This window comes from Alteromonas sp. 76-1, from assembly GCF_900654235.1.
In the GTDB taxonomy this organism is placed as follows: domain Bacteria; phylum Pseudomonadota; class Gammaproteobacteria; order Enterobacterales; family Alteromonadaceae; genus Alteromonas; species Alteromonas naphthalenivorans.
The window spans coordinates 1,248,132-1,265,135 of record NZ_LR136958.1 but is presented as its reverse complement, the minus strand read 5'-3'; the positions used below and the strand labels follow the sequence as shown (position 1 = coordinate 1,265,135).

The following is a 17,004-nucleotide window of genomic DNA, read 5'->3' as shown; positions in this document are numbered from 1 at the left end:
TTCCCCCTACTAACTACACGCCGATATCATTGATACTGAGACACGACCAATCGTACATAACGCTTAACTGCGTTACTTGCCTTAGTTACATTTTCCTTAGTATTTTGCTTTTCACCTTCAAGGGCATTGCGTAACCAAAAACCATCAATCAACGCTGCGGTAGACAACGCTGCTTCTTTCGCATGCTCTCTAGGGATAAGGTTTGTAAAACTATAAGTTAGGTTACTTTCTAATCGTTTGTGGTTAATGCGTTGAAGTCTATGTAAGCCCTCATTATGTAACGATAACGCCCAAAAGTTTAACCATGTATTCGTTGCCGACGACTCTTGCTGCTCAACCGAGAAGTTGCTTTCAACAATGGTGTCAATACGCTCTAAGTGACTGGTAAAACTCCCTTGGAGTTTAAGCTTTTCGAGTAGGTATCGCATAGCGGCTTCAATTAACCCCTGCTTACCGCCGAAATAATGACTAATAATACCGCTTGAAAGACCCGCTTGTTTACTAATTAAACTAATTGTGGCGCTGTGAAACCCGTACTCAGCTATGACCACCAAGGTGGCATCAATTAGCTGCTTCTTTCGAATGGGCTCCATTCCTACTTTAGGCATGTAACTACTCCATACCGTATGAGCCGCTGCAACGCACTCGAAATGTACGTTACAGCAACCCGTCTTACAGTGAATTAAAACGTTAAACGCGCATTAATGGCAACCGCGCGTGGCGCACCTATCCAAAATGCATTAGGGGCAATGGTAGACGCATAATCTTCATCTAGCACGTTATTTACGGTTAAGCGAACTTCAAGTTCTTCCATGCCTTGACCTATATTGCTAATGTAACCACCAATATAAAGGTCGCTAACTAAATAGTCATCTACTTCAGCGGTATTGTAAATATCGATGAAACGAGAGTCGACATACTTTGTCGATATACCTGCGAAATAATTGTTTTTACTCCAATCTAGGCTAATAACTGCCATGGTATCTGGCGTACCAATAACCGTATTTCCTTTTACGGCTACCAGTGAAGACTCAGCGTTAGTAGTGTCGGCAATAGCCGCTTGTGCGCTAGCCAGTGAGTCATACTGCGTACCCGTGCCACCAATGGTTTCAATGTATTCCGACTCGCTTAACGTTAGTGACGTAAATACAGTAAGGTTATCAGTAATCGCAAAGTCTGCAGACATTTCAAAACCGCTAGACTCAATACCACCCACATTTCTATATCCACCTGCAGCGGCTTCTAAGAAGTCGATACCGCTAGCAGTTTCATTACTGGTGAATTGAATGCGGTTATTAAACTCTATGGTGTAGTAAGTAATATTGGCATTGAATTTAGCACTTGAATAACGAAGACCTACATCAATGTTCTCTGCCGTTTCTGGTTCAATAAAGCGTAAGTCCGTGTCGTCGCGCTCAAGTTGTGCATCTTTAATTGAAGCGAAGTTTTCGCCGTAACCAGCGAAGAGCTCCAACCCATCTACTGCGATAGGCGCTACAAAACCGGCAGAAAATAGCGTGTCAGAATCAGAATTAACATCTAAGTTGTTAGCACTGTCGAAATTATCGTTCTTCGCAATATCAACGTTGAAACGCTTAGCGCCTAAACGTACTTTCGCTACCCCGAAGTCAATTTCGTCTTCTACATAATACATTAGGGTATCAACGGGGAAACTACGGTCATACTGTACCCAGTAAGGCGAATTATTAAAATCGTAACCAATCGCTGAGTCGGTAATCTTGTGCCAGTCTCGGTATTCATCACGCTCATAATCTTCCCACCACAAACCAAAGCGAAGCGTGTTATCGAATTCACCTAACTTGGCGTACCAGATACCATCTGCATTAAAACCGATGCGTTCTTTGTTGTAGTGGGTGTGTCGGTATGAACCAACTGGAATCGCGCCTTGTTCATGACAGCTTGGATCGTACTCTGCGCCCGCGCCACCATAAGGAAAAGTAATTGAGCTTGCGCAGCCAGCAATTGGAGAAAGCTGCATACCATCGCGGTCGACAAAATAAATATTGCCCAGTGCGCTCCCACCGTAAACTGTATTTCCATTAACCAACTCTGAGTGACCCTCAGCGCCGTCATCTTTTACGTCTACAAGATACGGCGGTACCCAATCACCACGCCCTTCGTTCTCATGGTAATAGGCACTAGTAGAAATATCGACCGCGCCAACAGTGAACTCAGCTTTTAAGTAAGCCAATAGGTTTTCCCGTAGCGTAGACCAGCCTCGACGATAAGATTGATCTTGATAAGGAATTCCCGTCCACTCACTAGTAAGCTGATCCCAGTCTGGGTTTTGCGCATATTGCTCTAGACTATAAATACGCTGGTAGTTTTCTTCGTGGGTATCGTCATACGAGACGTAACCAGTTAACGCAACGTTTTCCACCATAGAGGTAACTTTCAACGCTAAATGGTCACGGGTATTTTCAGCTACCTGATCCATGAAATCACTGCTTTCTTGCGTAGAAAGACTTATCCATGCATACGTATCTTTTAAGATCTCGCCGGTGTCATAACGCACATAGTATTTAGACGCATCGAACTCACCCGCCGTAACACTCGCAACAAAGCCTTCTTCCTCACTAGGATTGATAGTAGTGAAGTTTAAGGTGCCTCCCAGCGCTTCATGAGAGCGAGAAGCAATATCAGACGTGCCTTGCGATACCTCAATGGTTTGTAAGTTTTCGGTATCAATATAACGGTTTGCTTTAGCACCGCCACCATAGTTAGAGTTGCCATTGGCAATACCATCTACTGTCATACCGATTTGCTGTTCGTTTAAGTTAACTTGAAAGCCACGAATAACAATAGAAGTAGACCAATCATCGGCCCCAAAGGTATCGCCTTCGTTAATTAGTACACCCGGTAAGTTATCTACCACAGCAAGCACACTGCTTAAATTAGCTTGTTGCTTTTGCATGTCGTCAGAAGCGGCGTTATTAGCGTATGACACGCTTCGGCCAACAACCGTAATTTCCTCTATTTCATTAGATTTATCTTCGGCTATAGCTTCGGCGTGGCTATTTGAAATGCCTGATAATCCGGCAAGTACACTAAGTGCAATAAGATGGTAACGCGTCATGTGTAATGTTCCCTTTTTAATCGTTTGAGTGTTTTTCACCCAACCACCTTAAAAAGCAGATGTGACAGTTACGTTAAGTTAAATTGAACATTCAATTAATATAAAATGACAGGCAATGAAAAAAGCGCAAAAAAAAAGCCCTTCGCGAGAAGGACTTATATTAAATGACTTTGTTTATCAGTAAGTTAAGATTGCGATACAGCCTTAAAATTAACTTCCTGGTTAGGTGTTTCCGTCACTTTTTTTTTCGCATAAAGCAATGCATCATGCAGGTTGTCATAAATAACGATACCTGGATGATTAACACAGATACTCTCTAACACTTCGTTCACCGCGGCATTAGCACCGCAGATCACTAACTGTCTACCAGCCGCCATAGCATCCACGGTCACTGTTTCTACCGCCATTGCCGCAGAGACATCCACAGTAGGTACACGGGTGAAATCTAATATCATCACCTTCGAGCCCGCTTTCACGTTATCTCTTACATGGTGACCTACATCAGCAGCAGCACCAAAGCTTAACGGACCACCGAAGCTGAAAATAGAGACCTTTCCTTTAAGCGACTCAAGTAATGCATTTTCTTCTGGATCGTTAAGCGACTCTGGAATTTTGCGAAGCTCTTCTAATTGCAAGTGAGCAACTTGGCGCACATAAGCAAGGGCTGCGAATACTACGCCCACACCCACAGCAGTGATAAGGTCAACAAACACAGTGAGTGCAAGTACCAATATCATCAGACCGAAGTCCCAACGAGGCCCCTTATGAGCACGCTTTAAGTAGCTCCAATCGATAATATCTAAGCCCACTTTAACCAAAATACCAGCAAGTACAGCATGAGGAATTTGCGCCGCGAGCGGGCTAAGACCCAGCACGATTGCAAGTAATACCAATGCGTGAACCATACCCGAAATACGGTCTTTACCACCGCTACGAATATTCACAACCGTTCGCATGGTTGCACCGGCACCTGCAATACCACCAATAAAACCCGCTACGGTGTTACCAATACCCTGACCGATTAGCTCTCTATTGCTGTCATGACGAGTACGGGTCATGTTGTCTGCTACCAATGACGTCAACAAACTGTCTATAGCGCCAAGTACTGCAAGAATAAACGCAGCTTCTAAAATTAGTAATGCTGTACCTTGCTCGAATACTGGCATTTGGATGCTTGGTAAGCCCGTAGGAATTTGACCTAAGATAGGTACAGATAACGCCAAGCTTGCAAGAGTACCAATGATAAGTGCTGCTAGCGCACCCGGCACATATTTACCTAATGACGCAGGCCATTTGTAGGCAATAACTAATGTACCAATACCTAAGCCTAGCGTTGCAAAATTAATATCTGCAAGTGCTGTAGGTAGATAGCTTAATGCGCCAATAGTGCCACCTGGAGGCTCATGCCCCAATAGACGACCTAATTGTAGAATAATAATAATGGCACCTATACCCGACATAAAGCCTGATATAACAGGGTATGGAACCAAGCGGATATATTCCCCAACTTTTAAGAAGCCGAAAATAATCTGAAAAATACCGGCGAGTATAACAGCGGTGAAAATCAAGCTTGCATCGCCTGAGAGGCTGGCAAACAAACCTGCTAATACAACAACCATAGGCCCTGTAGGCCCAGAAATTTGTGAAGGTGTACCACCAAACAACGCGGCGAAGAAACCCACCGCAATAGCACCATAAAGGCCGGCCATTGGACCAAGTCCTGAGGCTACCCCTAGCGCTAAGGCTAGCGGCAAGGCAACAATACCGGCGGTTAAACCACCGGTGATGTCACCACGTAAATTACTTACATTTAACTTAAACATGGAATGTTTCCTAAATTCTTATCGCGCAGAAGTGCTTATCGTTTAAGCTGCGCTTCTGCGTGAGATTGATCCATTACCTCAAACTCACCAGACTCGCTGTTGTAGCACAACACTTCGCCACTACCTATATTATAAACCCAACCATGAAGCGTAACTTGTTTGTTCGCAATTTTTGCGGCAACAGCAGGGTGTGTACGTAAATGCTGAATTTGCTGTACCACGTTTTCTTTCGTTACATCTTCTAGGTGATCGTGGGTTAGTTCAGAACAACCACTACGCTCTTTAACAACTTCAGTCGCAGCGCGACAATGGCCCAGCCATTCTTTAACGTGTGGCAATGAAGAAAGCCCTTCTGGCTTTAATGCGCCTTTCATTGCGCCACAATCTGTGTGTCCACAAACAACGATGTGCGTAACGCCCAGTGCGGCAACAGCAAATTCGATTGAGGCAGTCATACCACCCGTTTGGTTGCTATGCGGCGGCACGATGTTGCCCGCGTTACGACAGATAAATAATTCGCCCGGATCAGTTTGCGTCACTAGGTTAGGGTCGATACGAGAGTCTGAACACGTAATGAAAAGCACTTCTGGGTTCTGACCGTTCGCCAGTTTTTGAAAAGTCGCCTTTTTATTTGGGTACACTTCCTTCTGGAATTTCGCAACACCCGAAATAACGTGGTCCATAAATTTCTCCATTAAATAATAATTATTGTCTTTAACTGTCTACGCCAGTGTCACCTGATAGATTAATAGTTTAATATACTAGTTCGTGATAGCTCTTAACTATCACGCTTTTTGAATTATAAAATTAAGGCGACGTAATAACCATGTTACTGAACGGTAAAACTCCATCGATTAACCAAATTCGTTATTTTGTTGTGGTAGCTAAATACTTAAGCTTTCGTCAAGCTGCCACAAGCCTAGGTATTAGTCAGCCTACTTTAACGAGTCAAATTAATGCCCTTGAAAGCAGTTTGGATTTAGTATTATTTGAACGTTCAAGAACTGGCACCTTATTATCCCCTCAAGGCAAAGCGCTACTCGAAGCGGCCGAAGAAGTACTTCAAGCGAATCACCGTTTCAATGAAATAGCACGGGATCTGGCTGAAGGTGAAGTGGTTACCTTCCGCCTTGGTATTCCCCCTACGCTCGGCCCTTACTTGTTGCCCCATATTTTACCCGAATTGCATCAGCGCAAACCAGGGCTTCGTTTCTACGTGCGAGAAGCTGCACCACAGGCACTACAACATGGATTGCTGCACGGTGAATACGACTTAATTATCTCACCACTTTCGAGTGAATATTCGCAGCTCATAACTGAGCCACTGTTTAACGAACCGCTTAAATTTGTTGTGCCTTCTGATCATAAGCTTGCCGGAAATGCCTTTGTTCGCCCTGAGCAAATTGCTGGAGAAAAAGTACTCACACTAGAAGATAGACACCACTTTCATCATCAAGTGCAACATATCTGCGATGAAATTGGCGCAAACCTGCAACGAGACTATGAAGGAACTAGCTTAGATACACTGCGGCAAATGGTAGTCATGGGAATGGGCGTGGCATTTTTGCCGGGGCTATATATACACTCAGAATTACATCACCCAGAGGCACTTCATGTTTGTGAAATAGAAGGTATGCCCATGGAAAGGCTACACTCACTAGCATGGAGAAATACTGCCCCTGGTCGCAAAACCTTTAGGGAAATTACCTCTGTGATAAGAGACATCATAAGCAACCGACTTTCAACAGCGGTAGAAGTTATTACCGATTAATCACTGGTCTATATATTATCGCGAGTTTCCTCACGTTGATGACCCGATTGATTAAGAAAAATGGTATATTTACGTTAATACATGAGCAACATTCATAAATTATGATTGAACGTCAGCACCTTAAAATAATTAGCGCTATTCATAAACACGGCACCATGACGGAAGCTGCCAAGTCGTTGTTCGTTACTCAGTCAGCGCTTAGTCATTCGATGAAAAAGCTAGAAGCAAATTTTTCTTTGCCACTGTGGCAAAAGGAAGGGCGAACATTAGTGTTAACCCAAGCTGGCAAAAGCCTAGTTGGGCTTTCTCAGCGAGTGCTTCCTCAATTCGAGCATACCGAAGCACAGCTTCGCCGTATGGCGGAAGGTAAGCAAGGTATATTGCGTATTGGAATGGAATGTCACCCTTGTTTCGAATGGTTGTTAAAAGTGGTTGCACCGTTTTTAAAGGCCTTCCCCGATGTAGACGTTGATGTAAGACGGGCCTTTTCATTCGGTGGCTTACAAGCCTTACATGGCTACGACATCGATTTATTACTCACGCCCGACCCATTACATGTAGAGGCAATAAGTTACACCGGCGTATTAGATTACGAACAAGTATTGGTGATGCACAATGAGCACCCTTTGGCTGAATGCGCCTATATCACCCCTGCGCAATTAGCCAATGAAGTGGTGATCACCTATCCGGTAGAAACCAATAGACTAGATATTTTTTCAGGCTTCCTTACCCCAGCTGGTGCAAGCGTGAAACAACACAGAACCATTGAAACCACAGAAATTATTTTGCAAATGGTGGCAGCGGGGCGCGGTGTTACCGCACTACCTAAATGGTTGGTTGATGAAGCGAAAGAAAGTGCGGTGTTAACTTATAAGCCCTTAGGTGAAAAGGGCCTACAAAAAACCTTATATTTAGGACACCGAAAAGAGGTAGATCCGATAGGGTTTGTTGACGAATTTATAACTCTTGCAAAAGCTACGGTGTTGCCTAAATAAACACATCGACGTGTTTACATTTTAAATTGCCCTACCCACTCATTTTCCTCTATTGATATGCCGTTGATGTGCCACTAAGCTCGGTGGCTTCAACAGCCATGGTGAATCAGACCCACCGTGGCTAGCCATTATGGTAAATAGAGCGCTAGGCTTTGTGCCATTCCAGCAATAAATTATTGGCTGGCATCTTATGTATTTCACGCAGCACTAAGTCATTACTCCATGCTGTCAGCTCGCTGATATCACGATAGCCACCATATCCACGTTCGATGAGTGATTCATGAAATGCCTTGTTACTTTCAGAGGAAAATTCGCCACCAATAGTAAATGGGCCGTATTGACAGAAAACACCACCTGAAGGTAAGTATTCACTTACCGATTTCATCAACAACTCAGCTTCATGACGTTGCATAATGTGGGCGGTATTAGCACTGTAGATACCTTGAATGGGTAGCGATGGAAAGCTGTCTTTACCTATAGTTAACGCCACGGGCTTTATAACATTAGGTAACGAAGCTTCTTCTAACCACGCAATAATACCTTCATGATAGTCAGGTTGGTCACTACACTGCCATTGCAAATGCGGTAGGTTTTCAGCGAAATAAACTGCATGCTGCCCTGTCCCACTGCCAATTTCTAGTACGCCCTTACAATTAGCAAACGTGCGTTCAAGCACAGCTAAGATTGGCACTTTGTTATTTTCGCACGCTTGGCTAAACGGCTTTGAGAACGACTCAGTCATGTAAATTAGGCCCCAACCATTTCTCGGCTTCTTCCAGTGTCCAACCTTTGCGCGTGGCATAGTCTTCCACTTGGTCTTTTTGAATTTTAGCTACGGCAAAGTATTTACTTTGAGGGTGGGAGAAATACCACCCCGACACCGCCGCACCTGGCCACATGGCGTAGCTTTCGGTTAGTTTCATGCCGGTATGCTGCTCTGCCGACAATAAATCCCAGATAAGCTGCTTCTCGGTATGTTCTGGGCACGCTGCATAACCTGGTGCAGGGCGAATACCTTGGTACTTTTCACGAATGAGGTCATCATTGGTTAAATCTTCACTTTCGGCATAACCCCAATACACTTTACGCACTTGTTCGTGTAAGTATTCGGCAAATGCTTCGGCTAATCTATCAGCCACGGCTTTCACCATAATACCGTTGTAGTCATCACCTGCCTTAATGAAACTATCGGCAAGTTCATCTTCACCTATTCCGCCAGTCACGGCAAACGCACCAATATAATCATTGATGCCTGATGATTTCTCGGCAACGTAATCAGCCAAACAATAATTAGCAAATTTATCTTTTAAGGTTTGTTGACGAAGATGGTGGGCTACACCTTGAACTTCTGAGCGCGACTCATCGGTATACACTTCAATATCATCATCTACGCGGTTGGCAGGAAATAAGCCAATAACCCCTTTAGCGGCTAATGAGTTGTTAGCAATAATGTTATCTAGCATCTCGTTAGCATCGGCGAATAAGGATCTTGCTTCTTCCCCAACCACTTCATCTTCTAAAATTCGTGGGTATTTACCAGCCAAAGACCAGGTTAGGAAGAAGGGCGTCCAATCGATATACGGGCGCAAGGTCGAGATATCTACATCCACCGGCGTTACGCCTAATTTTTTAGGTGTTACTGGTACTTCTGTAAAATCTGGCGTGAAGGCATTAGCTCGCGCTTGCGCTAAGGTCACAGGCTTGCTGCGCGGCTTTTTACGAGCATGTTGGTCGCGTACCTTGTCGTATTCTTTTGCTAGTTCTTCGGCGTAAATATCTCGAGAGCCACGATTAAGCAGTTTTTGACACACGCCAACAGCGCGACTTGCATTGGGTACATACACCACAGGGGCATGATAGTTTTGTTCTATCTTCACAGCTGTGTGTGCTTTGGAAGTAGTTGCGCCGCCAATTAACAACGGTAAGTCGAAACCTTGACGCTCCATTTCTTTTGCCACATGCACCATTTCATCAAGTGAAGGCGTAATGAGACCAGAGAGGCCAATCATGTCTACGTTTTCATCTTTTGCAACTTGCAAGATAGTGGCAGCCGGCACCATCACTCCAAGATCTATCACTTCAAAGTTATTGCATTGCAGCACAACGCCTACAATGTTTTTACCAATGTCGTGTACATCACCTTTCACCGTGGCAAGCAGTATCTTGCCATTGCTCTTGGTACCGTCGGATTTTTCGGCTTCAATGTAAGGCTGTAAATGGGCCACGGCTTTTTTCATTACCCGCGCCGATTTTACAACTTGAGGCAAAAACATTTTGCCTTCACCAAACAAGTCACCAACAATGTTCATGCCGTCCATCAACGGCCCTTCAATTACATGTAGCGGGCGCTCGGCTTGTAAACGGGCTTCTTCGGTATCATCAATGATGTAATCGGTAATGCCTTTTACAAGCGCATGGGCCAAACGCTTATTAACGTCTTGCTCTCGCCAGCTTAAATCTTCTTTTGCCGCTGCTTTACCGTCGCCTTGATAGTTAGGGGCAATATCAAGCAAACGCTCAGTAGAATCGCTACGGCGATTTAAAATCACATCTTCTACCGCTTCGCGAAGTTCCTTTGGTATTTCATCATAAACTTCAAGCTGCCCCGCATTCACGATAGCCATATCCATACCGGCACGAATGGCGTGATACAAAAACACCGAGTGCATCGCTTCGCGTACAGGGTTATTGCCTCTAAACGAGAACGATATGTTGGAAAGCCCCCCCGAGATATGCGCATAAGGGCAAAGCTCACGAATTTTCGCCGTGGCTTCGATAAAATCTACCGCGTAGTTATCATGCTCTTCTATACCTGTTGCTACCGCAAAGATATTCGGATCAAAGATAATGTCTTCTGGTGGAAAGCCGATAGATTCTGTCAGCAATTTATAACTGCGTTGGCATATCTCAACTTTACGAGCTTGGGTGTCGGCCTGCCCTGTTTCATCAAATGCCATCACTACCGTGGCAGCACCATAACGTTTGATTTTCTTGGCTTGGGCCAGAAAGCTCTCTTCGCCTTCTTTAAGGCTGATTGAGTTTACAATCGCCTTGCCTTGTACGCATTTTAGCCCCGCTTCAATCACTTCCCATTTTGATGAGTCAATCATAATAGGAACCCGACTGATATCAGGCTCTGAAGCAATCAGGTTTAAAAAGGTGACCATGGCCTGCTTGGAATCAAGCATGGCCTCGTCCATATTGATATCAATAATTTGCGCGCCACTTTCAACTTGCTGGCGGGCAACATCAAGGGCGGTTTCATAATCGCCTTCAAGAATAAGACGTTTGAAGCGTGCTGAACCGGTAACGTTAGTACGTTCACCAATATTAATAAATGTAGAAAATTGTGCGCTCACGCTGCCTCCTAATGTACAAACGGCTCAAGGCCAGACAAACGCATTTTGGGCTCGAACTTAGGCACCGTTCTTGGTGCTATGCTACTTACCGCATCGGCAATAGCGCGAATATGTTCAGGGGTACTGCCACAGCAGCCGCCTACAATATTCACTAACCCAGACTCTGCCCATTCTTTGATATGCTCGGCCATTTCAGGTGCTTCTAAGTCATATTCGCCAAACTCGTTGGGCAAACCCGCGTTGGGGTGAGCAGATACAAGGCACTCGCTAATCGTTGAGACTTCTTCAACATATTGGCGTAACAAGTCAGGCCCTAAAGCGCAATTTAAGCCAAACGAAAACGGGCTAATGTGGCGCATTGAATAATAAAAGGCTTCAGAGGTTTGCCCCGAAAGCGTTCTGCCTGAGGCATCGGTAATGGTGCCTGAAATCATCACTGGCAAATACTTACCTAGTTTTTCGAACACGGTTTCCACGGCGAAAGCTGCCGCTTTAGCATTTAGCGTATCGAAAATGGTTTCAAGCATAATCAAATCTACGCCGCCTTCGATTAGCGCTTCGGTAGACTCTGTATAGGCTTCTACTAAGGCATCGAAAGTGACGTTGCGCTTACCTGGGTCGTTAACATCAGGAGAGATAGACGCAGTACGATTCGTTGGCCCTAATACACCGGCAACAAATCTTGGTTTATCCGGGGTTTTCGCTGTGAACTCATCAGCCGCTTTTCTGGCTAATTTAGCGGCAGCAATATTGATGTCTCTGGACTGCGCTTCCATGTCGTAATCGGCCATGGCTATTGTGGTAGCGTTAAACGTATTGGTCTCAACGATATCGGCGCCAGCTTCAAAGTAATCACAATGAATTTGATAAATAATATCCGGCTGTGTGATGGCTAAAAGGTCATTGTTGCCTTTCACATCACAGTGCCAATCGGCAAACTGGGTACCACGGTAATCTTCTTCTTCCAGCTTATGCTGCTGGATCATGGTTCCCATCGCACCATCTAATACAAGAATACGTTGTTGTGCAGCGCTTAGCAGTGTTGCTTGCGCGCTAGAAACTGGATGTTGACTCACGCGTTACCTCTTTGGCTGTGATTTTTCAGCTAACTGATTTAAGTCATATGGCGTTGTTTGATAAACATAGTAGTTTAACCAGTTCGTAAAAAACAGACTCCCGTGGGAGCGCCATCTGACGATGGGTGGCTTGGTCGGATCGTTATCCGTAAAATAATTTTTTGGTATAGACGGTGTCTGCCCTGCCTTTACGTCTCTAAAATATTCATCGCCAAGGGTATCAGCATCGTATTCTGGATGCCCCGTAACAAACACCATGCGCTTATCTTCTGAGGCAACAATATAGGCGCCCACTTCTTCAGACTCTGCCACCACATGCAGTCCATCTACACTATTGTAATTCGCGGTATCGATATGACCATAACGAGAATGAGGCGCATAGAATACCGGGTCGAAGCCACGCAATAACTCATTATGGGGGTCGTTTACTTTGTGCTCGAATACGCCTGAAAATTTTTCTTTGCGCAGCGTGCGAGTAAAGTTATAAAAATGGTACATGGCAGCATGTGCAGCCCAGCATAAATATAGCGTGGAGTTAACGTGACGCTGTGCCCATTCTAAAATGGTAGTCATGGTATCCCAGTACTTTACGTCTTCGTATTTCAACAATGCTAGAGGGGCACCAGTCACGATAAGCCCGTCGTACTTTTTGTCTGCCACTTGTGAAAAGTCGTGATAGAAAGCATCCATGTGAGACTGAGGGGTATTTTTGGGTGCCTGACTATCGATGCGAATAAAATCTACATCAATTTGAAGAGGCGTGTTGGAAAGTAATCTCAACAGCTGTACTTCAGTCTCAATTTTATTAGGCATCAAGTTTAAGATACCCACTTTAAGAGGACGTATATCCTGATTCGCCGCCCTATTGCTCTCCATGGTGAAGATGTTTTCGCCCAACAACACATTCTGCGCAGGCAGTTGTTCTGGTATACGAATTGGCATAGAAGGCTCCAGTCATAAGTTACTATGACTGTATTGTGGCAATTACCACACAGATGTCAACATCTTTACGTCTAGACGTCTAAACGGACGTTTAATGGCATTATTGAGAAGGGGATTGTTTGTGTACCATAAATAACATTTCTGCTTCGGCACGAGGAATATCACAAGCCTCCATCACTTCCTCGATACTGGCGCCTTGCTTTACTAACTCGGCCGCTCGCTGATAAAGCCTTAGGGAGGGGTCTTGAAGTTTTAGTTCACGGATCTGATTTTCAAAGTCATCTTGTTTAGCTTGAAGGGCTTGTAAGTGGCGAGTAACCACTAAACTGCGGGTTTGTGCTTCATTTTGTTGATGACCAAAATCTCGGATTTGGGTATCCATGTCATCGGTTCTACGCGTTACTAGGTCTTGCAGTTCGCTTAATGCCGCATGTGTTTTTCGCTCTTTGAACGTTAACCATATCGCAAAAACACCAAGTGCTATCACAAGCGCAAGCAATATAAGTTCGTTGATTGTTGGAGCAATAAACTGCAGATCCATATGCGAAGAAGCCTTAATTCGTACCTATGTAAACCGGAAATAAAAAAGGCAGATAACTCAGTTACCTGCCCTTTAGACGTGTAGGTTGACTAAATTGAACTTAGTTCATCCCACTCTTCGTCACTTAACAGCTTGTTTAAATCCACTAGAATGAGAAGCTCACCGTCTCGGTTGCTTACACCTTGGATAAATTTAGCACTTTCTTCAGTACCCACGTTAGGCGCACTGTCAATTTCAGACGAGCGAAGGTAAACCACTTCAGCCACGCTATCAACAAGTATACCCACGACTTGTTCATCAGACTCGATGATCACAATACGGGTATTGTCCGTTATTTCTGTTGGTGGTAATCCAAAACGTGCACGTGTATCTATGACCGTAACAACATTACCACGTAGGTTAATGATACCTAGTACGTAGTCAGGTGCGCCGGGTACAGGTGCAATTTCAGTGTAACGCAATACCTCTTGCACTTGCATTACGTTAATACCGTATGTTTCTTCACCTAAGCGGTATGTCACCCATTGAAGGACTTCATCGTTACTATCGGTGGTATTACTGTTCGTTCTTTCGTCGCTCATGAACCTGGCTCCCAATACTCGGCGTCTGGTCGTTACTGCCTAAGCCTTTGTTAAGCATAGATATTAATTCGTTAACGTCAATTAACGCGCACATTTTCTCTTTAACCATCCCCGCTAACCAGGGACGCTTACCGGTAGACTCACGCCATTTGACGTCAGCTTTTGCCAAGGTGACCGTGTTAACCAGTTTCTCACTGGCCAATCCCCACGAACTATCCCCTAACATAATAAGATATCGGTAGTTCAATGACTCTGCGAGACTCTCATCATACTTTTCTGGCATGACCCACCTTGCAGAATCTACAACGCTAAGCTTCTCTTCGCGATGTATCATTACCCCCATAAACCAATCTGGTTTCCCAAATAGAGGGCCTATCTTTTCAATCTGATGTATACCACCCAGGGTGGTTAATGGCACTGCTAATGTTAACCCTGCCACTTCAAAAAATAATGCCTGAAAATTATTTTCGAGGCTGTCGACCAACAATCCTTTTACGACTGATTGCCCCTCTTCTAAAGAGGCATCGACTGATTCAGCAGTCTCATTATCTATTTCATTGTAGTCGCTTTTTTCGTATTGCGTAGTTTCTTCGACATCTTTGCCTGTGCTAGATGACACTGCTTCAATAATGGCTTCTTCAACCACTGCTTGTTCAGTGGTAGGTGCTTCATCAATTGTGGCTTCTTCGGCTAACGTTTGCACCGCTTGCTCAAGCAATTTTGCCGTTCGCGCAGTCACGTCTGCCGGATCATCTGGCTCTTTTAATAGGCTATCGAGATAAGCCTCTACAACGTCTTCCCGTGCAAAAGGTCCTTGATTGCTCATCTAACTTTACTTCTCCAAAACCTCAAGTAACTTGCTATAAGCCGTTACCCCTCGGGTTTTCGGGTATGCTGCGGAAATTGGCAACTGTACTAAACTCGCATCTCTAAAATGCGTATCTACGGGAATTACACCTTGCCAAACCCGCTCTCCATAATCACTCATTAAACGCTTTCTTGATTCAAGTGCCGCGTTCGTGCGTTTGTCGAACATAGTAGGAATAATCACAGTGTCAAAAGACTTTTGAAGAGAGCGCCCCATTATTTCCATAGTGCGTATCATTCTGTCTAAGCCTTTCAGCGCCAAATATTCTGTTTGTGTCGGCACTATCACTTTATTGCATGCTGCCAATGCGTTGACCATAAGTACACCAAGTACTGGCGGACAATCAATAATGACTACATCAAATTCATTCTCTACTTTGGCCAGTGCTTTTTTTAGCACTAAGCCCATTCCTTGCTCGCTACCCATTGTTCTGTCTAATGTGGCTAACGCCATGGTAGCGGGCAAAACGTACAAATTGTCTAGCTTAGTTGGACACAAACAGTCCATGACCATATCGGCAGTAATTTCAGAAGACTTAATAAAAATGTCGTAGACAGATTGACTGAGTAACTCTGCGTCTATGCCAAAATAGTAACTCAATGAGGCGTGGGGATCGGTGTCAACCATCAATACCCGCTTCCCGCGTTGAGCTAACAAACCACCTAAGGTTACTGTTGTTGTTGTTTTACCAACTCCGCCTTTCTGGTTTGCAACTGTCCACACCTTCATCGTTTTAATTCCCAGCTTATATTTACTTGGGTTGTTGTTCACTCACAGGCAATACTGTCGCTGTGCTTAGGCTATGTCATTTCGGTTAAGATACAGCTGCTCATGTCATCTATATCAATACTGTTAACCGAGATGTTTGCAACAGCTACCGCTTGAGGCATGCCATAAACAACACATGAATCCTGATCTTGCGCCCAAATAGTGGCACCGTTGTCTTTCATCAACCGGCAGCCTTCTCGCCCATCTGCACCCATACCAGTTAATATAATACCCAATAAATCGCCACCATAAGCTTTGGCCAGCGAACCGAAGGTTAAATCAACACTCGGCTTATAGTTTATTTTATCAGACGGGTTAGCGTCGGTAATTACTACTTTCTTATGAGAGCCTGAACTCTCTATCAACATTTGTTTACCGCCGGGCGCTAAGTAAGCGCAACCTGGCTTCAATATGTCACCATGTTCAGCTTCTTTAACCGCAATATTGCAATGTGAATTAAGTCGCTGTGCAAATGCGTTAGTAAAAGTGCCTGGCATATGTTGCACCAACACAATTGGATAAGGAAAATCTGATGGCAGTGCTACCAGTATCTTCTGCAACGCCACTGGTCCACCCGTAGATGCACCAATTGCTAAACACTTATACCTTTTACCAGAAGCCTTAATCGAGGAAACGGTGGGCTGCCTCGTGGCATCTTTCCTTCCGCTAAGTAGATTTGAACTCTTGAAAAACGCTGGTTTCGGCGCGTTATCAGGAAACTTCCTACTTTCAATACGCTTTAATACAGGGCGTTTGATACCGACACCACGCCGTGCAATCAATCTTACTTTTGTACACAGCAATCGTGCTGCGTCTTTACGGTCTTGGGCGATATCTTCGAATTTCTTTGGTAGAAAATCTAATGCACCGGCTTCTAACGCATCTAGGGTCGCTTGTGCACCATGGTGCGTAAGAGACGAAAACATTAAAATAGGCACGGGCCGTTTTTCCATAATGGCTTTTACCGCTGAAATGCCATCCATTATCGGCATTTCCACATCCATTGTGACTACATCAGGTAGCAGTGTATCTATTTTATCTAGTGCATCTTGCCCGTTACGAGCTTCACCAATAACTTCAAGCTCTCTGTCGTCGTCAAGTATCTCGCGAACTCGACGACGATAAAAAGTAGAATCGTCCACGACCAGGACTTTAAAGACCATGGATGTTAATTTCCTATTTG

At 44.5% G+C, this 17,004-nt stretch carries 15 protein-coding genes; 2 read left to right on the top strand and 13 right to left on the bottom strand.

The window, feature by feature from the left end; genetic code table 11:
* Positions 1–26: 26 nt before the first annotated feature.
* The 4 genes from betI to ALT761_RS05240 all read right to left on the bottom strand — a co-directional run bounded on the left by betI (position 27) and on the right by ALT761_RS05240 (position 5,603).
* Entirely contained in the window at positions 27–608 is a 582-nt protein-coding gene (gene betI / locus ALT761_RS05255; RefSeq protein ID WP_232043538.1) for a transcriptional regulator BetI, read from the bottom strand.
* 74 nt (positions 609–682) lie between these two features.
* Complete coding sequence (locus tag ALT761_RS05250; RefSeq protein WP_129737105.1) at positions 683–3,097, bottom strand: TonB-dependent receptor domain-containing protein; 2,415 nt, start codon at positions 3,095–3,097, stop codon at positions 683–685.
* A gap of 185 nt (positions 3,098–3,282) precedes the next feature.
* A complete protein-coding gene (locus ALT761_RS05245; RefSeq protein ID WP_129737103.1) occupies positions 3,283–4,920 on the bottom strand; it encodes a SulP family inorganic anion transporter in 1,638 nt (545 codons plus the stop codon).
* Positions 4,921–4,955: 35 nt separating this feature from the next.
* Positions 4,956–5,603: a carbonic anhydrase gene (locus ALT761_RS05240; protein ID WP_129737101.1), complete on the bottom strand. Its 648-nt coding sequence runs from the start codon at positions 5,601–5,603 to the stop codon at positions 4,956–4,958.
* 143 nt (positions 5,604–5,746) lie between these two features.
* On the opposite strand from ALT761_RS05240, the gene ALT761_RS05235 reads away from it, so the two are divergent.
* Together ALT761_RS05235 and ALT761_RS05230 are read left to right on the top strand one after the other, a co-directional pair.
* On the top strand, positions 5,747–6,691 hold the full coding sequence (locus tag ALT761_RS05235) for a hydrogen peroxide-inducible genes activator (RefSeq protein ID WP_129737099.1): 945 nt from the start codon (positions 5,747–5,749) through the stop codon (positions 6,689–6,691).
* A 101-nt stretch (positions 6,692–6,792) separates the two neighbouring features.
* Complete coding sequence (locus ALT761_RS05230; RefSeq protein ID WP_129737097.1) at positions 6,793–7,686, top strand: LysR family transcriptional regulator; 894 nt, start codon at positions 6,793–6,795, stop codon at positions 7,684–7,686.
* Between the two features lie 145 nt (positions 7,687–7,831).
* On the opposite strand, the gene ALT761_RS05225 is transcribed toward ALT761_RS05230, so the two are convergent.
* From ALT761_RS05225 to ALT761_RS05185, 9 genes are all read right to left on the bottom strand, one after another.
* Complete coding sequence (locus ALT761_RS05225) at positions 7,832–8,428, bottom strand: DUF938 domain-containing protein (protein WP_129737095.1); 597 nt, start codon at positions 8,426–8,428, stop codon at positions 7,832–7,834.
* Positions 8,421–11,045: a methionine synthase gene (gene metH / locus ALT761_RS05220; RefSeq protein ID WP_129737093.1), complete on the bottom strand. Its 2,625-nt coding sequence runs from the start codon at positions 11,043–11,045 to the stop codon at positions 8,421–8,423. Before metH ends, ALT761_RS05225 begins: the two co-directional genes overlap by 8 nt.
* An 8-nt stretch (positions 11,046–11,053) precedes the next feature.
* A complete protein-coding gene (locus ALT761_RS05215) occupies positions 11,054–12,121 on the bottom strand; it encodes a homocysteine S-methyltransferase family protein (protein WP_129737091.1) in 1,068 nt (355 codons plus the stop codon).
* 3 nt (positions 12,122–12,124) lie between these two features.
* Positions 12,125–13,063, bottom strand: a complete 939-nt coding sequence (gene metA / locus ALT761_RS05210; protein ID WP_013785080.1) for a homoserine O-acetyltransferase MetA — start codon at positions 13,061–13,063, stop codon at positions 12,125–12,127.
* A 100-nt stretch (positions 13,064–13,163) separates the two neighbouring features.
* Positions 13,164–13,604 (bottom strand): DUF2802 domain-containing protein, encoded by a 441-nt coding sequence (locus ALT761_RS05205; RefSeq protein WP_129737089.1) that lies wholly within the window; start codon positions 13,602–13,604, stop codon positions 13,164–13,166.
* A gap of 89 nt (positions 13,605–13,693) precedes the next feature.
* The gene (locus ALT761_RS05200; RefSeq protein WP_013785082.1) at positions 13,694–14,185 is read right to left on the bottom strand and encodes a chemotaxis protein CheW; all 492 of its coding nucleotides are present in this window, start codon (positions 14,183–14,185) and stop codon (positions 13,694–13,696) included.
* Positions 14,160–15,011 carry a chemotaxis protein CheW gene (locus ALT761_RS05195; protein WP_129737087.1) on the bottom strand — a complete coding sequence of 284 codons (852 nt, stop codon included), beginning with the start codon at positions 15,009–15,011 and terminating at the stop codon, positions 14,160–14,162. The genes ALT761_RS05200 and ALT761_RS05195 overlap by 26 nt, the downstream gene beginning before the upstream one ends.
* Before the next feature lie 6 nt (positions 15,012–15,017).
* Positions 15,018–15,782 carry a ParA family protein gene (locus tag ALT761_RS05190; protein ID WP_129737085.1) on the bottom strand — a complete coding sequence of 255 codons (765 nt, stop codon included), beginning with the start codon at positions 15,780–15,782 and terminating at the stop codon, positions 15,018–15,020.
* Between the two features lie 71 nt (positions 15,783–15,853).
* On the bottom strand, positions 15,854–16,984 hold the full coding sequence (locus ALT761_RS05185) for a protein-glutamate methylesterase/protein-glutamine glutaminase (RefSeq protein ID WP_129737083.1): 1,131 nt from the start codon (positions 16,982–16,984) through the stop codon (positions 15,854–15,856).
* Positions 16,985–17,004: the final 20 nt, after the last annotated feature.

What these genes read in the sequence shown, in the direction of transcription:
- betI (WP_232043538.1), bottom strand. Translation starts at nt 608, where the DNA reads ATGCCTAAAGTAGGAATGGAGCCCATTCGAAAGAAGCAGCTAATTGAT.
- ALT761_RS05185 (WP_129737083.1), bottom strand. Translation starts at nt 16,984, where the DNA reads ATGGTCTTTAAAGTCCTGGTCGTGGACGATTCTACTTTTTATCGTCGT.
- metA (WP_013785080.1), bottom strand. Translation starts at nt 13,063, where the DNA reads ATGCCAATTCGTATACCAGAACAACTGCCTGCGCAGAATGTGTTGTTG.
- ALT761_RS05205 (WP_129737089.1), bottom strand. Translation starts at nt 13,604, where the DNA reads ATGGATCTGCAGTTTATTGCTCCAACAATCAACGAACTTATATTGCTT.
- ALT761_RS05230 (WP_129737097.1), top strand. Translation starts at nt 6,793, where the DNA reads ATGATTGAACGTCAGCACCTTAAAATAATTAGCGCTATTCATAAACAC.
- ALT761_RS05250 (WP_129737105.1), bottom strand. Translation starts at nt 3,097, where the DNA reads ATGACGCGTTACCATCTTATTGCACTTAGTGTACTTGCCGGATTATCA.
- ALT761_RS05190 (WP_129737085.1), bottom strand. Translation starts at nt 15,782, where the DNA reads ATGAAGGTGTGGACAGTTGCAAACCAGAAAGGCGGAGTTGGTAAAACA.
- ALT761_RS05200 (WP_013785082.1), bottom strand. Translation starts at nt 14,185, where the DNA reads ATGAGCGACGAAAGAACGAACAGTAATACCACCGATAGTAACGATGAA.
- ALT761_RS05245 (WP_129737103.1), bottom strand. Translation starts at nt 4,920, where the DNA reads ATGTTTAAGTTAAATGTAAGTAATTTACGTGGTGACATCACCGGTGGT.
- ALT761_RS05225 (WP_129737095.1), bottom strand. Translation starts at nt 8,428, where the DNA reads ATGACTGAGTCGTTCTCAAAGCCGTTTAGCCAAGCGTGCGAAAATAAC.
- ALT761_RS05195 (WP_129737087.1), bottom strand. Translation starts at nt 15,011, where the DNA reads ATGAGCAATCAAGGACCTTTTGCACGGGAAGACGTTGTAGAGGCTTAT.
- ALT761_RS05240 (WP_129737101.1), bottom strand. Translation starts at nt 5,603, where the DNA reads ATGGACCACGTTATTTCGGGTGTTGCGAAATTCCAGAAGGAAGTGTAC.
- ALT761_RS05235 (WP_129737099.1), top strand. Translation starts at nt 5,747, where the DNA reads ATGTTACTGAACGGTAAAACTCCATCGATTAACCAAATTCGTTATTTT.